Here is a 17,099-nt window from a genome sequence, read left to right as displayed (position 1 = left end):
TCACGAGCGGCCGGCGAGCAGTCCCGCGGCCACGGCCGCGCCGGTCTCCCGATCGGACAGATACCGCTCGACCTGGTGCGCGCCCAGCCCGTTGCTGATCTCCACATCGCGCACCCGCTCGCCGTACACGGTGCGCAGCAGCGGCTGCAGCGCCACGAAGTCGCCCGCGTCGGTGATGTTCACCCAGCGCTCGACCCCCGGCCAGGCGCCGGTCGACGGGTCGAGCCGGTGCGTGACCAGGTGCGGCACCCCCAGCGGCGAACCCAGCGTCACCAGGTCGGTGACCGGCCACCCCGGACGGGCGCACAGCGCCTCGTACGCCACGACCGAGCCCAGCGAGTGGGCCACCACCACCCGGGTGTCGTCGCCGATCGCGGCGGCGAACCGGTCCCGGGCGGCGGCGCGCACCGCCGGGTCGGTGAAATAGGACGTGACCTGCTTGAGCCACCACACGAGCAGGCGCTCCGACACCTGGGTCAGGAAGCGCGCGCCGGCCAGCGCCAGCAGCGCCTTGCGGGCCGACGCGCGCGGTCCCAGGGTCCGCGCGTCCGGTGCGACCACCGCGGGGTCGATCCGCGCCGCCGCCGCCCACCACTGCAGCAGCAGCTCGGTTTCGGGCCCCTCCTCGACGTCGTCGGCCGTCAGCGGGGGAATGTCACCGCTGAGCCGCTTGCCGGGCGGGCGGAACACGTCGCCGTAGAACACACAGGCCACTTCGGAGGCGGTGAGCCCCACGGCGGGGGCCAGGCCGGCCTGGGCGGCGTTGTCCAGCCCGCCCAGCAGCGCGGGGATCCAGCCGTCGGCCAGCTGCGGCCGGCTGGCGTACGTGTTGTGAATGCCGTGCACCGCTACCACCCGCGCCATCCGCCAAACCTATCGACCTCGCGCCACCCCGCCCGCCGCCGCCGACTGTCGGGAATGTGACGCTGTCAAGGCGATTCACCCGCTCGCGGGGTGTGCGCGACGATGGCGCGTGTCGATGGCGCCGGTGGGTCATCCGTCGATATGCTCGCCGGGGGCCCGCATGGCGTCTCCGTGTTCCGCCAACAGTCGTTCCGCCACCGTCAACCCTCGGCTGGCCGTCATCCGCGCGGAGCCGCCACGTGCAGATCAGCAGACCCAGTTTGGACGCGGTCCCGCTGGGACCTTTCCGTGACCTGATAGACGCGCTGCATGAGCTGTACGTGAGCGCCGGCTGCCCGTCGGGCCGCACGGTCAGCACCAGCATCAACCGCGACCGTTCCCTGGAGTACGTCTCGCACGAGACCTACCGCGCGGCGCTGCGTGGCGCATATCTGCTCTCGTGGCCGAAGTATCAGTCGATTATCGTCGATCTCAACAAGCGCACGCTCGCCCGGCGGAACGAGGCCGAACTGGTCGGCAGGTTCCACGCACTCTGGGCGCGCGCGCAGGAGGACGGCCAGCGGCCGACGCGGACGGGGGAGACGACGGTGCCGAGATCACCCGCCGGGCGCGGCATTCCACCGCAGCCCCCACGACCCGATGCGGTCATCTCGTGGCCGGTGCAGCAACTGCCGATCCGCAACTCCTCGTTCACCGGCCGCCGGGCGGCGCTGGCCCGCATCCGCACCGCGTTCGAGCAGCATGAGCACACGACGGTCGTGCTGCACGGCGTCGGCGGGGCCGGCAAGACCGAACTCGCCACCGAGTACGCGCACCGCTACGGCGAGAGCTACCCGATCGTCTGGTGGGTGCGCTGCACCGACGTCGACCAGGCCCGCGCCGGCATGGCCGAGCTCGCGGCGCGGCTGGGCCTGGGCAACGGATCCCCGGGCGACCGCTCGCTGGTGGACCTGCGCCGCTACCTCGGCGCGCCCGAGGTGCCGCACCTGCTGATCTTCGACGACGTCAACGGCGAGCAGGAGCGGGAGATCCGTGACCTGCTGCCGATCGGCGGCGGGCACGCCATACTGACCACCACCGACCGCGAGCTGCCGTACGACGCCACGATGGTCGAGGTCGAGGTGCTCGAATTCGCGCCGGACGAGGCCAGCGAGTTCCTCTCCCGGCAGCGTCCCGGCATCACCGACGCGCAGCTGGCCGACTTCATCGAGCTGGTGGGCCGGCTGCCGCAGGCCCTGAACATCGCCGCCCGGATCGACCCGGCCGCGCTGCATGACCAGTACACGCCGTCGGATCCGGTGGTCAGACCGCTGGCCGCCGCACGGGCCGGACTGAGCGCCGAGCACCGGGACCTGTGCGACCTGTTCGCCTGGTTCGGACCGGCGCCGGTGCCGATCGCCCTGCTGCAACGTGCCGGAACCACTCTCGGCTCGCCGCTGGGCACGACCCTGCGCAACCGCGTCGAGCTGCGCCGGGCGCTGCGGGCACTGGCCAACTACGGCCTCATCCGGCTGGGCGAGCACCAGGTCGAGATGACGCACCTGGCCCGGCAGGCGCTGCGGTCGACGCTGCCCGCCGACGTCGACGCGCGGGCCCGCCATCACGTCCACGAGATCCTGGCCCGAGCAGCGCTGGGCGCACCCGGGGTAGCCGCGGCGGGGGAGTACCGCGAGATCGGCCGGCACCTGCAGCCGTCCCGGCTGGTCGAGTCGCGCAACCCCGACGCGCAGCGCTTGATCGCCGACCAGGTGCGGTTCCGGGTCCTCGACGGCGACCTGGCCAAGGCCGCGGACCTGGCGGGCCAGGCCGTGGCCGTCTGGCAGCAGCCCGACTTCCTCGGCCCGGACCACGAACTGGTCCTGCAGGTGCAGGTGGAGCTGGCCGGCGCGTGGCGCGGGCTGGGGGAGTACGCGCGGGCCCGGGAGCTGGCCGTGGACGTGGTGCGGCGGCTGCAGGCGAGCCCGGCGCACGGCGCCGATCACGAACTGACCTTGGCCGCGGTGGCGGGCACGGCCACCGACCTGCTGGTGGCGGGCGACTACGCGCAGGCCGTCGCCGCCGGCCGGGAGAACCACGACCGGTCCCTGCGCGCGCTGGGCGCGGGGCACGCGCGCACCGCGGACTGCCGGCGGCGGCTGTCGGCGAGCCTGCGGCATGCGGGCGCGTACGCCGAAGCCGCCTTCCTGGACCTGCCCGACTTCGAGCGGCTGGAGCCCGCCGACACCGCCGCCACGGTCCGGGCCGCGTTCGCGCTGGCCGAGGACCAGTCCGGGCTGGGCCACTACGACCGGGCGCTGGAGATGCTGGACCGCTACCTGCCCCTGGGCAGCCGGCTGCTCGGCGACGGCGACCTGGGCATGCTGGCCGCCCGCCGCACCGCCGCGGTGGCCCGGCGACGTCTGGGCTGGCCGCAGGCGCTCGACGAGCTGGCCGAGCTGTACCTGCGCTGCCAGGAGATGCTGGACCGCTCCGACGCGCACCTGCTCAGCGTGACGGTCAGCTACGCCAACGCGCTGCGCGACGCGGGGGTCACCTCGCGGGCCGAGCGGCTGGTCACCGACGCCGTCGACGGCTACCGGCGCAGGCTGTCCGACGGGCACCCGCTGACGGCGGTGGCCCGGGTGAACCTGGCCGCGGTGCAGCGTGCCCGCGGGTTGTGGGCGGCCGCCCGCGAGACCGGCCGGCTGGCCGCCGCGCAGCTGGAGAAGCTGCTCGGGGAGAGTCACCCGTACGCGATCGCGGCCGCGGTCAACCATGCGACAGACCTGTCGCTGACCGGTGACCGGGCGGGCGCGGTGAAGGCGTCGCGGGCCGCGTACGAGATCGCCGTCGCCGTGCGCGGGGCCGAGCACCCGGAGACCCTGGCCGCCGGCACGAACCTGGCCCTGGACCTGATCGCCGTCGGCAAACCGGACGACGGCCTGCGCGAACGGATGCTCGTCGGCTGGCAGGACCTGCTGGGCGAGCACGAGTTCGTCGCCCGCTGGGCGCGCGGCTCCCGGGTCGAGTGTGACCTGGACCCGCTGCCGATCTGACCGTCGGCCGAGCACAGCATTCCGCCGCCTCCGGCGCAAGGGGAAGATCGACAGACTTTGCCAAACCGGTACCGCCAAACTTTGCCAAACAGGGTGGCAAAAACGTGCCGAGACCTGCCCCTGAGCCCTATCTTGAGTCGTCCGGGCACATAGTCCGGCGCCGAAGACGTCATCCGGCGAGGGTCGCCGTATGGCATACCCGATGGGGAGCAAATGGTGAAGGCTGAAATCACGATGGAGCCTCCGGCCGCAGCATGGTCGCCACTGGTTGATCTGTCCGATCGTCCCCTGCTCGATGCGATCCAAGCCGGCGACGACGCCCTCGCCAGGGCGGCCCGCCGAGTGATCCGTGCGCTCGACGACCCGGACGGCATCATCTCAGCCTTCCAGTCGTTCACCTCGTGACCGTGCTGTCGGCCGGCGACGCCAGGACGTCGCTGCGGCAGGCACAGCGAGCGGCAGCACCGTGGCCGTACGCCGAGCTCGATCCGGAGCGGCTGCGCGCCGCCGGCTGGCGGCCCACACCGATCCGCGACCTCATCCTCAAGGTTCACCAGCGCTGCAACCTCGCCTGCGACTACTGCTACGTCTACGAGTCGACCGACCAGAGCTGGCGGGACCGCCCGGCGGTCATGGCCGACGAGATCTGGCAGGCCGCGGTCGACAACCTCGCCCGGCACGCCGCCGCCCACGGGCTGCGCCGTGTGCAGGTGATCCTGCACGGGGGCGAGCCGCTGCTGTTCCGGCTCGACCGCATCGAACGCCTCGTCGGCTTCCTGCACGCCCGCATGCCGCGGTCCACCCGGGTGCGGGTGGGTATGCAGACCAACGGCGTGCTGCTGACCAGGACCACCGTCACCCGGCTGGTGGAGCTGGGGATCAGCGTGGGGGTCAGCGTCGACGGCGCGCAGCCCGATCACGACCGGCACCGGCGCACCCATTCGGGGCGGGGCAGCTTCACCGCCGTCGCCCGCGCCCTGGACCTGCTGCGCGAGCCCGCGAACCGGCCGGCGTACGCCGGGATCCTGACCACCGTCGCGCCCGAGACCGACCCGGTGGCCACCTTCGAGGCGCTGTCCGCGTTCGACCCACCGATGATCGACTTCCTGCTGCCGCACGCCAACTGGGGCGAGCCGCCGCCCGCCGCCCGGCCCGGGGCGACGCCGTACGCCGACTGGCTGATCACGGTGTTCGAACGCTGGTACGGCCGGGACTCACCGATCCGGATCCGGCTGTTCGACGACATCCTGGCCCTGCTGCTGGGCGGCGCGAGCGGCTCCGAGCAGGTCGGGCTGAGCCCCGCCGGCATGCTCGTGGTGGAGTCCGACGGCGCGCTGGAGCAGGTCGACGCGCTCAAGTCCGCCTACCCGGGCGCCGCGGCCACCGGCCTCGACGTGCGCCACGACGAACTCGACCGGGTCTTCGACGACGCCGGGATCGCCGCCCGCCAGCTCGGGGCGCAGGCCCTGTCGAGCACCTGCCGCGCCTGCCCGGTGCGCCCGGTGTGCGGCGGCGGCCACTACGCCCACCGCTACCGGCCCGGCGCCGGCTTCCTCAACCCGTCGGTGTACTGCGACGACATGCGCCGCCTCATCGACCACGTGTCCGCGCGCGTCGCGGCGGACCTGAACCGTGCCGCTCAACCGGAGACGTGATGACTGCCTTCCACGAGTTCGATCCCGACCAGTTCGCCGCGCTGGCCCGCGGTGACGGCGGCCCGGCGGCCATCGACGCGCTGCGGACCGCGCAGCTCAGCCGCCACCTGCTGCTCATCGGGCACCTGCTGCGCAACTGGCCGGGCAGCGCGGCCGAACGCGACGCCGTCGCCGACACTCTCGAACGGGCCCGCCGCGCCGCGCCGGGCCGGTTCGCCCGGGTGCTCGGCGCGCCGCTGGTCGGCTCGTGGACCGGCATCACCGTGCGGGCCACCGAGCGCGGTGTCGCGGCCGCCTCCGACTTCGGGCAGCTCTGCGGCATCGCCGCCGTCGCCGCCGCGGCCGCGGGCGTGCCCGCCGACCTGCCCGTGCCGGTCCGCGACGGCGTGGTCTCCGTGCCCGGCGTCGGCGCGCTGACGGTCGGCGACGTCACGGACGCGCGGCTGGTCGCCGACGGCGGCCGGCTGTCCGTGGCGGCCGGCGGCCGGGTCGTGGCGCTGCACGAGGAGCCGCTGCCCAGCGGGGACGCGTCGTCCGCATCGCCGGTGCCGGCGCAGGGCGCAGCCGTCGCGGACGTGCCCGGGTGGCTGCCCGTCCACCGGCTCTCGGCGCCCGGCGCGCCCGGAGTCGCGCTCGACGACGTCGACCCGTACCGGCACGGCCACCACGCGCCGCCCGCCAACCGGCTCGACGACGCCGAGGTCGCCCACTGGCAGACCGTGTTCGCGCAGGCCTGGGGGATGCTGGAGCGCCGGATGCCCGGCCGCGCCGCGGAACTGGCCGCCGGGCTGCAGGTGCTGGTGCCGCTGGCGCAGACCGACCCGCACTCGGCGCGCAGCGCCACGATCAAGTACGCGTTCGGCGCGTTCGGGCTGACCCGCCCGTCGTCGGCGGCCGACCTGGTCGTCACGATGGTGCACGAGTTCCAGCACTCGAAGCTCAGCGGCATGCTCGACCTCACCCCGATGAGCGACCCCGCCGACACCCGGCGCTTCTTCGCCCCGTGGCGCACCGACCCGCGGCCGCTGGCCGGGCTGCTGCAGGGCGTGTACGCGTTCGTCGGGGTCGCCGACTCCTGGCGGGCGCTGATCGCCGAGGACGGCCTCGCCGACCTGGCCGGTGCCCGGTTCGCCGAGGCGCGCCTGCAGGTCGAGCGCGGCCTGGGCGCGGTGGAGGCGTCCGGCGCGCTCACCGGCACCGGGCTGCGGCTGGTCGCCGGGCTGCGGGAACGCACCGACGAGCTGCTGGCCGAACCGCTGGACGCGGCCGTGGTCGCGGCGGCCGAGGAGGCGCTGAGCGAGTCGCACCGCCTGTGGCTCGACCGCAACAGGCAGCTCGTGGCGGGCTGACCCGAGACGCCGGTGGCCCGCAGCCGATGTTCCGGCAGCGGGCCACGGGGCCACGGGATCAGGTCGGGGGCGGCTCGATGTCGCCCTCGGTGCGCTCGTCCCGCTCGATCGCCTCCACCTCCGGGTGGGTCGCGCCGAGCGCCTCACGCAGCGCCTGCAGCGAGGTGCGCCGCAACTTGTCGGCCTCCGCGGTGCGGCCCACGGCGCGCAGGTCGTGGGCGTAGTTGATGCCGCGCATCAGCAGGTAGGGGTGCTCGCCGCCGCCGCGGGCCTCGTGGCCGCCGCCGGACCCCTGGCTCACCTCGTACATCTTCTCGGACAGCGCGCACGCCCCGGCATGCTCACCGGCCAGCGCCAGATCGCTGGCCAGCGACGCGCCCGCGCACAGCGTGTACGGATGCCGGTCGCCGAGCACCTCGCCGAAACCGGCATAGCAGACCTCGCTGAGGGCGCGCGCCTGATCCAGGTCACCCATGGCGCGCGCCAGGATGGCCTGGTTGACCTTCGCGGCCAGGGTCAGCGGGTGCTTCACGCCGAAATACTCGTCGTAGCGCGGCATCGTCTCGTCGAACAGCTGCGCCGCCTCGTACGTGCCGCCGACCTGGCGCAGCACGTTGGCGTAGCTGACCGCGGCGGCGTTGGTGAACTCGTGGGTGTCGCCGAGCCGGGACAGGGTCCGCTCGAAGTGCTCCCGCAGGATCCACCGGGCGTCGTCGAGGTAACCCAGCTTGCGCAGCAGGATCGCGTAGGTGCGCTCGGCCAGCAGCACCTGGCTGCTGCCCGCGCCCAGCGCCTCGGCCAGCGGCTCGCGCCACTGCTGGATCCAGTCCAGACCGGCCCGGTAGGCGCCCATGCCGTAGTAGTTGCGAGCCTGGTTGATGTACGCCGCCAGGGCCCGGGGGTCGGAGCCGCCGACGTCCTCCCAGTGGTTGGCGATGTCGCGGTCCTGCTCGAACGCCTTCGGGAAGTCGCCGATCATCCGCAGGTCGACGGCGAGGTTGGCCTGCGCGCGCAGGGTGTAGGCCTCGGTCGCGTTGAACACCCGCCGGTGGCGCTCCAGCGACGCGGTGTCGAAACTCAGGGCGTCGCCGTACTGCCCCGAGATGCGCATGTCGTGGCCGACCTGGTTGGCGTGGATGAGGGTGAACTCGTGCAGCTCACCGAGCCGGGGGCTGGCGCACATCCGGTCGTAGGTGTCGCGGGCCAGCTCGGCGGCCTCGGTGGCCTTGCCGAGCACGCGCAGCGCGTTGGCCATCATGCTGCGCGCCCGCAGCGTCGCCAGGCCGTTCGGGCCCCGCTCCGGGTCGTCGGTGGGCTTGGCCCACTCCTGGGCGGCCTCGGTGGCCAGCCGCAGGCTGTTCTCGTAGTCGCCGATCATGTACAGCGAACGGGTGTGGTCCAGGACGGTCTTGAGGACCGCCTCCTCGTCGCCGTAGATCATCTGCGCGCGGTCGAGGTGCGGACCCAGCTCCGCCTGCACGTCCAGGCCGCCGAGCTCGTCGGGGTCGCCGGGGTTGGCCTCGGCGAGCAGCCGCTGGGTGTTGCGCAGCGTCGTCCTGGCCAGGTCGGGCGGCAGGATGTCCCGGAGGATGTCCTGGACCAGCCGGTGCACCTGGATGCGCTGCGCCGGGTCCACCTTGGCCAGACCGCGGTTGTTGAGGTCGCGCACGACGCGGCTGAGCTTCACCGGGTCGTTGAGGGTGCTGCGCAGCGGCTCGGTGACGTCGGCGGAGCGGCCCCGGCTGAGCAGGTTCAGCGACACCGGCTCACCCGACAGGAACGACAGCAGCTCGAACAGCTGCGCGCTGGCCGGCGCGGTGGCCCGCAGCGTCTCGCTGGCCAGGGTGACGAACGCGGTCACGGTGACCGGGTAGCCGTACGGCTTGGACTCCGACAGCAGGTCCGTGCGGCTGTGGCTGTCCAGCAGCTCGATGTACTCGCTGACCGGCATCGCGGTCGAGCGGCACCACAGCGCGGCCTGCTCCAGCGCCAGCGGGAGGTCGCCGAGCTTCTCGGCCAGCTCGTTCGCCTCGCCGGGCCGCATGTGCAGGCCGCGGCCCTCGAGCATCTGGATGCTCTCCTCGCGGGGGAACACGTTGACCTCGATGGGCCGGCCGACCGAGCCCCACTCCGGGTTGCGGGTCGTCACGATCACGTGGCCGCCGGTCGCCGGCAGCAGCGGCTTGAGCGCGTCGGGGTCGTCGGCGTTGTCGTAGACGAGCAGCCACGGCACGCGCAGGCCGGCGAGCGCGTCGAGCACGGTGCGCGCGGTCTGCTGCCGGTCCTCGGTCACGGTCAGCCGCAGCGTCTCGGCGAGCTGGGTCAGCGCCCCGAGCACGGTCGCGGTGCGCTCGGCCGGGATCCACCACACCACCTCGTAGTCGTCGAGGTGGCGGTAGAGGTATTCCACGACGAGCTGGGTCTTGCCGACCCCGCCGAGGCCGTGGATGGTCGGCGGCAGCACGGCCGCCTGCGCGCCGCTGCTGAGCACCTCGGACAGCTGGTCCAGCAGCTCGCTGCGACCGGTGAAGTTACGGTTGCGGATCGGCACCCCGCCGCCGACCACGCGCGTCTCGGACCGGCGCGAGCTGGGCGTGCGCGGGGACGGGGGAGTGAACGCCGGGGCCGCGGTGGCGGGCAGCGGGCCCGCCCCGCCGCGCAGCAGCACCAGCGCCGCGAGGTCCACGCCGAGACCGCCGGCGACGGTGTCCACCCAGGTCCGCAGTCCGTCCGCGATCGGACCGGTGAGCAGCTCCGACAGGCGGCTGGCGAAGGCCAGCACCTGCGGCACGCCGTCGTCCGGGATCGGCAGACCCTCCATGATCTTGATCGCGCCGGCAGTGTCGCGCCAGGTGCGCATCGAGTACAGCTGCTCGGCGCCGCCGAGCCCGTCGACGGCCTCGGCGACCTGGCTCGCGGCCAGGTTCGACAGCAGGCTGCGCAGGTGGTCACGGTCCGGTCCGGACAGCAGGCCGGGGCTCAGCTCGGCGACCGCCGCGTGGATGGCCGAGGTGTCGCCCACATGCTGCTCGGCCACGATCGCGGCGAGCACCCGCAGCCCGCCGGAGCAGGCCGCGGATGTGTTGACCAGGCTGGACATCTCGTGGCGCACGTCGTCGAAACGCTTGACCCGCAACGTCCGCCGCAGCACCAGGCGCATCTGCTCGATGAGCTGGTCACGGACGGCCGGATCGGCGAGTTCGGGTACGCGTACGAGCATCTCCACGAGGTTTTCGAGCGTGCCTCGGGTTCCCACCGTTTCGGCCATTGGCACTCATTTCAGCTGTGAACCGACACCCTCTGCGGATCCTATCCGACCTGACCCGCCCCGCAAAACATCGGAACCGGTGAATTGCCGACTGTCGAGCGGGTCGCGACAAGGAGCCGAAAAGGCGGCGCGGGGTGCTTTAATCGATACATATAACACGCAAGGAGGGCCGTCCGTGCAGAACGGCGCCGAGGCGCGACAGGGTGAGATCGTCACGTTCTACTCCTTCAAGGGCGGCACCGGGCGCACCATGGCGGTGGCCAATGTGGCCTGGATCCTGGGCGCCGCCGGAAAGCGCGTGCTCGCCGCCGACTGGGACCTCGAATCCCCGGGCCTGCACCGCTTCTTCCACCCGTTCCTCGACGTGAGCAGGCTGTCCGCGCTCGGCGGGGTCATCGACCTGATCCGCGAGTTCGACCACGCCACCACCGCCGACGAACCCCGCGAGCCGTCCTGGTACGCCCACTACGCCCAGGTGCAGCGCTATGCGACACCCCTGCGCTGGTCCTTTCCCGGCGGCGGCAGTGTGCACTTCCTGTCGGCAGGCCGACAGAACCGCGACTACGCCACCCAGCTCGGCGACCTCGACTGGGACGACTTTTACGAACGCCGCCACGGCGGCCGGTTCTTCGACGCGCTGCGCGAGGACATGCGCCGCCACTACGACTACGTCCTGGTCGACAGCCGCACCGGCCTGACCGAACTCGCCGACATCTGCACCGCCCACCTGCCCGACACCCTGGTCAGCTGCTTCACCTTCGCCGAGCAGGCGATCAACGGCGCGGCCGTGCTGGCCCGGGAGATCTCCACCCGCTACCGCAACCGGTCCATCCGCATCCTGCCCGTCCCGATGCACGTCGACACGACCCAGCCCGCCCAGGCCCAGGCCGGGCGGACCGTCGCCATGCGCCGCATGGCCGGGCTGCCCGCGAACATGACCGAGGCCCAGCGCCGCCGCTACTGGGCCGCCGTCGAGGTGCCCTACCAGCCCGCGTACGCGTTCGAGGAGATCCTCGCCGCCGTCGCCGACCCGCCCGGCCTGCCCGGCACGCTGCTCGCCGCATACTCCGAGCTGGTCGCGCACATCACCCACGGCGCGGTCACCGGCGCCCCGGTCATGGACGAGGGCCTGCGCCGGCGCACCGCCGCGCGCTTCGTGCGCACCCCCGACCCCGCCGTCACCGAGGTGATCCTGCACCACGACGCCACCGACGCGGTCTGGGCCGAATGGGTCACCTCGCTCTGCCACGCCGCCGGGCTCACCGTCGCGGATCCGACACCCGGCAACACGCCGGCCCGCGGCCACGGACGGCGGCTGACGATCATCTCGGCCGCCAACGCCGCCGCCCTGGCCCGCCTCACCCGCGACGAGCGCGCCCCCGCCGCCAACCCGCCGCTGGCCGTGTACGTCGCCGACGTCGCCGCCGTGCCCGCCTTCGACGCCGCCCACAGCGTGCGCCTGTCCGGCGACGACGTCCTCGCCGCCAGCACCGGCCTGCTCACCCTGCTCGGCCACGCCGCGACCGCCCTGGACGCGTCACATCCGCCGGTGCGCTTCCCCGGCCTGCCGCCCATGATGTTCCACATGCCACCCCGCGACCCGGGATTCACCGGGCGCGACGACGACCTGGGCCTGCTGCGCGCCCGGCTGCGCGACCACGACGACGCGACCCTGCTGCCCGCCGGCGCGCGGGTGGCCGTGCAGGGCATGGGCGGCATCGGCAAGACCCAGCTGGCCGTCGAGTACGCCCACCGCTACGCCGGCGCGTACGACCTCGTCTGGTGGATCGACGCCACCGCCGACGTCACCGCCCAGCTCGCCGCGCTCGCCCCGCACCTGGCCGTCGCGGCGCGCCCCACCCCTGCCGGCACCGCCCGCGCCGCGCTGGCCGCACTCGAACGCGGTCGCATGTACCGCCACTGGCTCATCGTCATCGACGGCGCCGACGACATCGACGCGGTCGTCGGCCTGCTGCCCCGCGGGTCCGGGCACGTCGTGGTGACCTCCCGGAACCCCGGCTGGGCCGAACACGCCGACCTGCTCGAAGTCGGCCTGTTCGACCGGGTGGAGAGCATCGCCCACCTGCGCCACCGGCTGCCCACCATCCGCGACTCCGAAGCCGTGCAGCTGGCCGCCTCCGTCGCCGACCTGCCGATCGCCGTCGCCGCGGCCGGCAGCTGGCTGGCCGACACCGGCCGCCCCCCGGCCGACCTGCTCGTCGAACCCGGCCGCCTCGAACCCGACCTGCGGCTCACCTGGGACGCTTCGCTGCGCAGGCTGGGCGAGGAGACCCCGGCGGCATACCGCCTGATCGAGATCTGCGCGCTGCTCGCCCCGGAGATACCCCTGCACATCGTGTACAGCGACGCGCTCGCCGCGACCCTCGCCGAGGTCGACCCGGCCCTCACCGACCGGTGGAAACGCGGCAAGCTCCTGCAGACCGTCAACCGGCTCGCCCTGGTCCGCCTCGACGTACGCGGCCAGGACGCCGGCGGCGCGCGCGTGCTGATCCACCCCGTCCTGCAACGGGTGATCAGGTCCCGGATGGCCGACGCCGACCTGTCCGCCAACCGGCACCGCGCCCACCTGGTGCTCGCCGCGACGCGGCCCCGCGCCGACGTCGACGACCCCCGTTCCTGGGCCGCGTACGGCGCGCTGTGGCCGCACCTGGACGCCTCGGGCGCGGCCGAGTGCGGCGACGCCGCCGTCCGGCAGCTGCTCCTGCACCGGCTGCGCTACCTGCAGCTGCACGGCGACACCGGCGAGAGCCGCACCCTGGGCCGCCACCTCGACGAGCTGTGGACCCGGGCGCTGGACCGCACCGCCGACCCGGACTCGCACGCCGAACTGCACCGCCAGCTCGGGCACCTGCGCGAGCACACCGCGACCCTGCACCACGACCCGTTCCCCGGCTGACCGGTCAGGGCCCGGCCGTCACCCAGGCCAGCGCCTGCGGCAGGATCTCGACCGAGCCGAAGTGCGCCGTGTCCGCCTGGACCTGCACGTACGCGTGCGCGATCCGCCTGGCGAGCCACTCGGTGTGCCCGACCGGCGAGAACGCGTCGTCGGCGCCGTGCCACAGCAGCACCTCGCCCGTCACGTCGGACAGCTGGAACCCCCACTCGCGACGGAACGCCAGCGCGTCGTCGACCCAGCCGTGGCCGCCGAAGCGCGTCGCCTCGGCGTAGTTGTCCGTGATCAGCCGCCGGATCGCGGTGTCGTCGATGACCCGCAGGTCGGAGTGGGTCAGCTCGCCGCGCAGGGCTGCCATCAGGCTCTCCGGGTCGCGGCGGGCGCGGTCGGCGCGGGCCAGCAGCCGCTCGGTGAACAGGGCCACGTCCCGGTCGGCCATGTCGTAGTCGTTGGTGTTGGACTGGGCCATGCCGTCGAACCAGGCCAGTCCGGGCGCGTCCGGCGGCGCGATGCCCACCAGCGCCGCGGCCCGGGTCACCCGGTCGGCCAGCAGTGCCGCGCAGGCCAGCGCGTGCGGGCCGCCGCCGGAGCGGCCGATGACCCCGAAGCGGTCCAGCTCCAGCGTGTCGGCGATGGCCGCCACGTCGGCCGCGGCGTCGGCGACCTGGCGGCCCGGGACCCGGGTCGAGCCGCCGTAGCCGGGGCGGTCGTAGGAGACGAGCCGCACACCCATCCGGTAGAGCACGATGCTGCGCGGGCGCGGTCCGCTGCGGCTGCCGGGCGTGCCGTGCATGAGGAACACGGGGCGCCCGTCCGGCGCGCCGGAGACCTCGACCGACAGCACGCCGCCCCGCGGCGACGGCACCAGCCGCGAAGGCGATCGGCGCGGATTGGGCATGGCGACCTCCCCGCGTCGAGGGTACGACATCGAGGTTTCGACATGGTGACATAGATCGATCAAAGCGGCGGGGACGCCCCGGTCAGCGGCCCGTCTCGGGCAGCGTGAACCGCCAGCCCCGGGCCTTCAGGATCGGGATGACCCGGTCGACGGCGTCGACGGTCTGGCTGCGGTCGCCGCCGCCGTCGTGCAGGAGCACGACCGCCCCGGGCGTGACGCCCGCCGCCAGGCGGCGCACCAGCTCGTCGGCGCCGGGGGTCTCCCAGTCGGCGACGGCCAGCCGCCAGCCCAGCGGCCGCATGCCCAGCGCCGCGGCCACGGCCGGGCTCTGTCCCCAGGCGCCGTACGGCGCGCGGAAGTACGGGATGCGGGCGTGCGGCAGGGCCCGGCGGATGGCGGCGTCGGTCTCGCGCAGGTCGGCGGCGATCCGCTCCGGCGTCCAGGTGCTCATGTCGTCGTGGTGCATGCTGTGGTTGCACAGGGTGTGCCCGTCGGCGACGATCCTGCGCACCGTCTCGGGATGCCGCTCGACCTGGTCGCCCTGCAGGCAGAACACGGCCCTGACGTCGTGCCCGCGCAGCACGTCGAGCAGGCGATGGGTGTCGGCGGGGTTGGGGCCGTCGTCGAAGGTGAGGCTGACGACGTCACCGTCGCCGCGTGCGGCCTCGATGAGGAGCGGAAACTGTTCTGTAATCACGTAGAAACGTTTCTCCTGGTTGCGGATCTCATTGTCCGCAGGCTGTTCCCGCACCGTCAATGACTTTCGGAGAACTCTCGCGGCCCGCGGCGGCGTGGCGGCTCCGATACTTTCCGAAAGTCATTGACGTCGGTCGGTGTCAGCCAAAATACTGCGGATGCTGTGGCCAGGGTGTCGGCCGTTCGCCGCTGTCCCGGCGCGTTGGAGGAGGCGCTGTGACCGGCGGTGGCGACCGCACGGGGTTGCGCCGGGGTGTCTCCCGACGCGCCCGGGGCGGCAGGCCGGCGGCGTGGCCGCGGACCGGGCCGTTCCGAGGGGCCCGGTGACGCCGGGCGGCGCGAGGACACGACGGCGGCGGGCGGTGTAGGGCCGCCCGCCTGCGTCGCGCCGCCCGGCCCCAGCATCACGGCGTGGCAGGGCCCGGCCGGCCTGGAGACCAGACCGGCCGGGCCCTCTGCGGCGACGCTGCTACTTACGCGGCTTCTGCGGGATGCGCGGGAGCACGTACGGCGGACCCGTGTAGATCAGGTCGCCCTTCATCAGGTTGTACGCCCGCTTGGGCTGGTAGTTCTCGTCGTAGATGTTGGCCATGCCCTCGGTGCCGAACCAGTTCGGCACCCAGGAGTGCTTGTCGGTGAAACCCCAGACGGTGAACGACAGGCAGTGCCGGTCGGCCAGGCAGGCCTGCAGCAGCACGCTGTAGTTCGCCGCCGACGCCTGCAGCCGCGGGTTGATCTCGTTGGAATCGCCGTTCTGCACCGCTTCGGTCATCTGGCTGCGCACGTCCACCTCGGTGAACGCCGTCGCCAGCCCGAGCCCGGCGAACTTCTTCAGCGCCGCCGCGACCTGCAGCGTGTCGTAGTTGCCGTACTGCGTGCCCAGGTGGCCCTGGCTGCCCACGCCGTCGATCGGCACGCGCTGGGCCAGCAGGTTCTTGGCCATGTCGTACACGAACTGGGTCTTGTCGTTGGCCGGGTCACCGGAGCCGAACGCCTCGATGTTGTAGTCGTTGTAGAACAGCAGCGCCTTCGGATCGGCGGCCCGCGCCCAGCGGAACGCGTCGGCGATGTAGTCCGGCCCCAGGTGCTGCGCCCAGAACCCCTTGTAGTGCAGGGTCGACGGGTTGTCCCACGGGTCGCTGACCGCCTCGTTGACCACGTCCCACTGCCAGATCTTGCCCTTGAAGTGTGTCACCACGTCGGTGATGTGGTTGCGCAGGATCTCGCGCAGCTCCTCGGTGCTGATCGAGCCGTCGTTCACGCCGCTGGTGAGCCACGCGGGCAGCTGGTTGTGCCACACCAGCACGTGCCCGCGCACCCGCTGGTTGTTCTGCTTGGCGAAGGCGATCAGCTCATCGGCCGGTCCCCAGTTGTAGGCGCCGCGGGTGGGCTCGAGGCTCTCCCACTTCATCTCGTTCTCCGCGGTCACCGTGGAGAACTCCGACGCGGCCAGTTCGCGGTAGCGCGGGTCGGCCGCGTCGTTGAGGGCTGCCATGGAGATCGCGGTCCCCATGTACAGGTCGTGGCGCAGGCCGAGGTTGCGCAGGCTCTGGTCGGCCGGGTTGTACGGATGACCGGCCGAGGCCGGCAGCGTGTTGAGCGCCCCGACGGTCGCGATGGCGACGGCGCCGGTGGCGATCCACCGTTTGATTCTCATAAGCGTTCCTTCCGTGGTGAGCGGTCGACGGGGTCGACGAAGAGGCACGGGAGTTTGCGTGATGCGGATGACGCGTGAGTGGCGAATGCAGCCGCGGGCGGAGACCCTCCCCGCGCGAGGCGCGGTAGTTGCGGCTCAAGTTCCGTTACTACGCCGAAACATTACGATGGGCTTTGTGGACCGTCAACCGTCGGAACTTCCGGAAATACCTTGGTACAGCGTTGAATCTGTGCAGCTCAGCCCCGAAAGTTTCGGTTGGGGACATGTGCGCAGGTCGCTGTCTCGCCAGGCGCGATCGGGGCCCGGCCCCCATGCGGCCGGGTCCCGATCGGCAAGACGTCAGTGTTCGAGGTAGGTGGCGTGGTCGTAGTCGGCGTGCACGCCGTCGTTGCCGAGGTCCTGCACCCAGAGGCCGAGAAACGCGCCGGTGAAACCCCACGCGGCGGGCTCACCGTCGATGATCAGCGCGGCGTGCTCGTCGGACAGGATCGTCGCGTCCAGTTCGACGGGCAGCTGGCGCCAGCCGTCGCCGAGGTCGTAGGAGAACAGCACCGCGGGGCCGTCGAACTCCGCGCGTAGACCGACCCGGCCGGCCGCGCTGGCGTCCACGGTCAGCTCCGGGTACACCGTGCGCCGGCCGCTGTCGGAACTGAGCAGCTCCAGCACCGCCCGGCCGTCGTCGGCCCGGGTCAGGTAGAGGTAGTGCCAGTTCAGGGTGTTGTAGTAGGCGGTGATCCCGGCGAGGTGGCGGTGGTCGGCGGGG

At 72.9% G+C, this 17,099-nt stretch carries 11 protein-coding genes; 5 read left to right on the top strand and 6 right to left on the bottom strand.

Annotated elements, in window-relative coordinates:
- Positions 1-864, bottom strand: coding sequence for a hypothetical protein (locus Cco03nite_RS01495; protein WP_203688074.1), 864 nt, complete (start codon positions 862-864; stop codon positions 1-3).
- Between the two features lie 320 nt (positions 865-1,184).
- Between Cco03nite_RS01495 and fxsT (Cco03nite_RS01490) the strand changes: the two genes are divergently transcribed.
- The 4 genes from fxsT (Cco03nite_RS01490) to Cco03nite_RS01475 all read left to right on the top strand — a co-directional run bounded on the left by fxsT (Cco03nite_RS01490) (position 1,185) and on the right by Cco03nite_RS01475 (position 6,903).
- Positions 1,185-3,899 (top strand): FxSxx-COOH system tetratricopeptide repeat protein, encoded by a 2,715-nt coding sequence (gene fxsT, locus Cco03nite_RS01490; protein WP_203688073.1) that lies wholly within the window; start codon positions 1,185-1,187, stop codon positions 3,897-3,899.
- A 213-nt stretch (positions 3,900-4,112) separates the two neighbouring features.
- The gene (locus Cco03nite_RS01485) at positions 4,113-4,304 is read left to right on the top strand and encodes a hypothetical protein (protein WP_203688072.1); all 192 of its coding nucleotides are present in this window, start codon (positions 4,113-4,115) and stop codon (positions 4,302-4,304) included.
- A complete protein-coding gene (locus tag Cco03nite_RS01480; protein ID WP_239167032.1) occupies positions 4,301-5,554 on the top strand; it encodes an FxsB family cyclophane-forming radical SAM/SPASM peptide maturase in 1,254 nt (417 codons plus the stop codon). Before Cco03nite_RS01485 ends, Cco03nite_RS01480 begins: the two co-directional genes overlap by 4 nt.
- Positions 5,554-6,903 carry an HEXXH motif domain-containing protein gene (locus Cco03nite_RS01475; RefSeq protein WP_203688071.1) on the top strand — a complete coding sequence of 450 codons (1,350 nt, stop codon included), beginning with the start codon at positions 5,554-5,556 and terminating at the stop codon, positions 6,901-6,903. Before Cco03nite_RS01480 ends, Cco03nite_RS01475 begins: the two co-directional genes overlap by 1 nt.
- 58 nt (positions 6,904-6,961) lie before the next feature.
- On the opposite strand, the gene fxsT (Cco03nite_RS01470) is transcribed toward Cco03nite_RS01475, so the two are convergent.
- Complete coding sequence (gene fxsT / locus Cco03nite_RS01470) at positions 6,962-10,171, bottom strand: FxSxx-COOH system tetratricopeptide repeat protein (protein WP_203688070.1); 3,210 nt, start codon at positions 10,169-10,171, stop codon at positions 6,962-6,964.
- 175 nt (positions 10,172-10,346) lie between these two features.
- On the opposite strand from fxsT (Cco03nite_RS01470), the gene fxsT (Cco03nite_RS01465) reads away from it, so the two are divergent.
- Positions 10,347-13,088 (top strand): FxSxx-COOH system tetratricopeptide repeat protein, encoded by a 2,742-nt coding sequence (gene fxsT, locus Cco03nite_RS01465; protein ID WP_203688069.1) that lies wholly within the window; start codon positions 10,347-10,349, stop codon positions 13,086-13,088.
- Positions 13,089-13,092: 4 nt separating this feature from the next.
- Here fxsT (Cco03nite_RS01465) and Cco03nite_RS01460 read toward each other — a convergent pair whose 3' ends face one another.
- From Cco03nite_RS01460 to Cco03nite_RS01445, 4 genes are all read right to left on the bottom strand, one after another.
- Positions 13,093-13,983 (bottom strand): alpha/beta fold hydrolase, encoded by an 891-nt coding sequence (locus Cco03nite_RS01460; protein ID WP_203688068.1) that lies wholly within the window; start codon positions 13,981-13,983, stop codon positions 13,093-13,095.
- Between the two features lie 82 nt (positions 13,984-14,065).
- The gene (locus Cco03nite_RS01455) at positions 14,066-14,680 is read right to left on the bottom strand and encodes a polysaccharide deacetylase family protein (RefSeq protein WP_203688067.1); all 615 of its coding nucleotides are present in this window, start codon (positions 14,678-14,680) and stop codon (positions 14,066-14,068) included.
- Positions 14,681-15,148: 468 nt separating this feature from the next.
- Positions 15,149-16,336: an endo-1,4-beta-xylanase gene (locus Cco03nite_RS01450; RefSeq protein WP_203688066.1), complete on the bottom strand. Its 1,188-nt coding sequence runs from the start codon at positions 16,334-16,336 to the stop codon at positions 15,149-15,151.
- A gap of 339 nt (positions 16,337-16,675) precedes the next feature.
- Positions 16,676-17,099 (bottom strand): beta-xylosidase family glycoside hydrolase (locus Cco03nite_RS01445; RefSeq protein WP_506272202.1); only part of this gene is annotated, 424 nt, incomplete at its 5' end.

Origin of the sequence: Catellatospora coxensis (genome assembly GCF_016862635.1) — a bacterium.
In the GTDB taxonomy this organism is placed as follows: Bacteria; Actinomycetota; Actinomycetes; order Mycobacteriales; family Micromonosporaceae; genus Catellatospora; species Catellatospora coxensis.
The sequence above is the reverse complement of the archived record's forward strand: the minus strand, read 5'-3'. Positions and strand labels throughout refer to the sequence as shown.

Bases quoted from the DNA above. Each gene is read 5' to 3' on its own strand.
- Cco03nite_RS01495 (WP_203688074.1), bottom strand. From the start codon at position 864: ATGGCGCGGGTGGTAGCGGTGCACGGCATTCACAACACGTACGCCAGC.
- Cco03nite_RS01485 (WP_203688072.1), top strand. From the start codon at position 4,113: ATGGTGAAGGCTGAAATCACGATGGAGCCTCCGGCCGCAGCATGGTCG.
- Cco03nite_RS01475 (WP_203688071.1), top strand. From the start codon at position 5,554: ATGACTGCCTTCCACGAGTTCGATCCCGACCAGTTCGCCGCGCTGGCC.
- fxsT (WP_203688070.1), bottom strand. From the start codon at position 10,171: ATGGCCGAAACGGTGGGAACCCGAGGCACGCTCGAAAACCTCGTGGAG.
- Cco03nite_RS01460 (WP_203688068.1), bottom strand. From the start codon at position 13,983: ATGCCCAATCCGCGCCGATCGCCTTCGCGGCTGGTGCCGTCGCCGCGG.
- Cco03nite_RS01450 (WP_203688066.1), bottom strand. From the start codon at position 16,336: ATGAGAATCAAACGGTGGATCGCCACCGGCGCCGTCGCCATCGCGACC.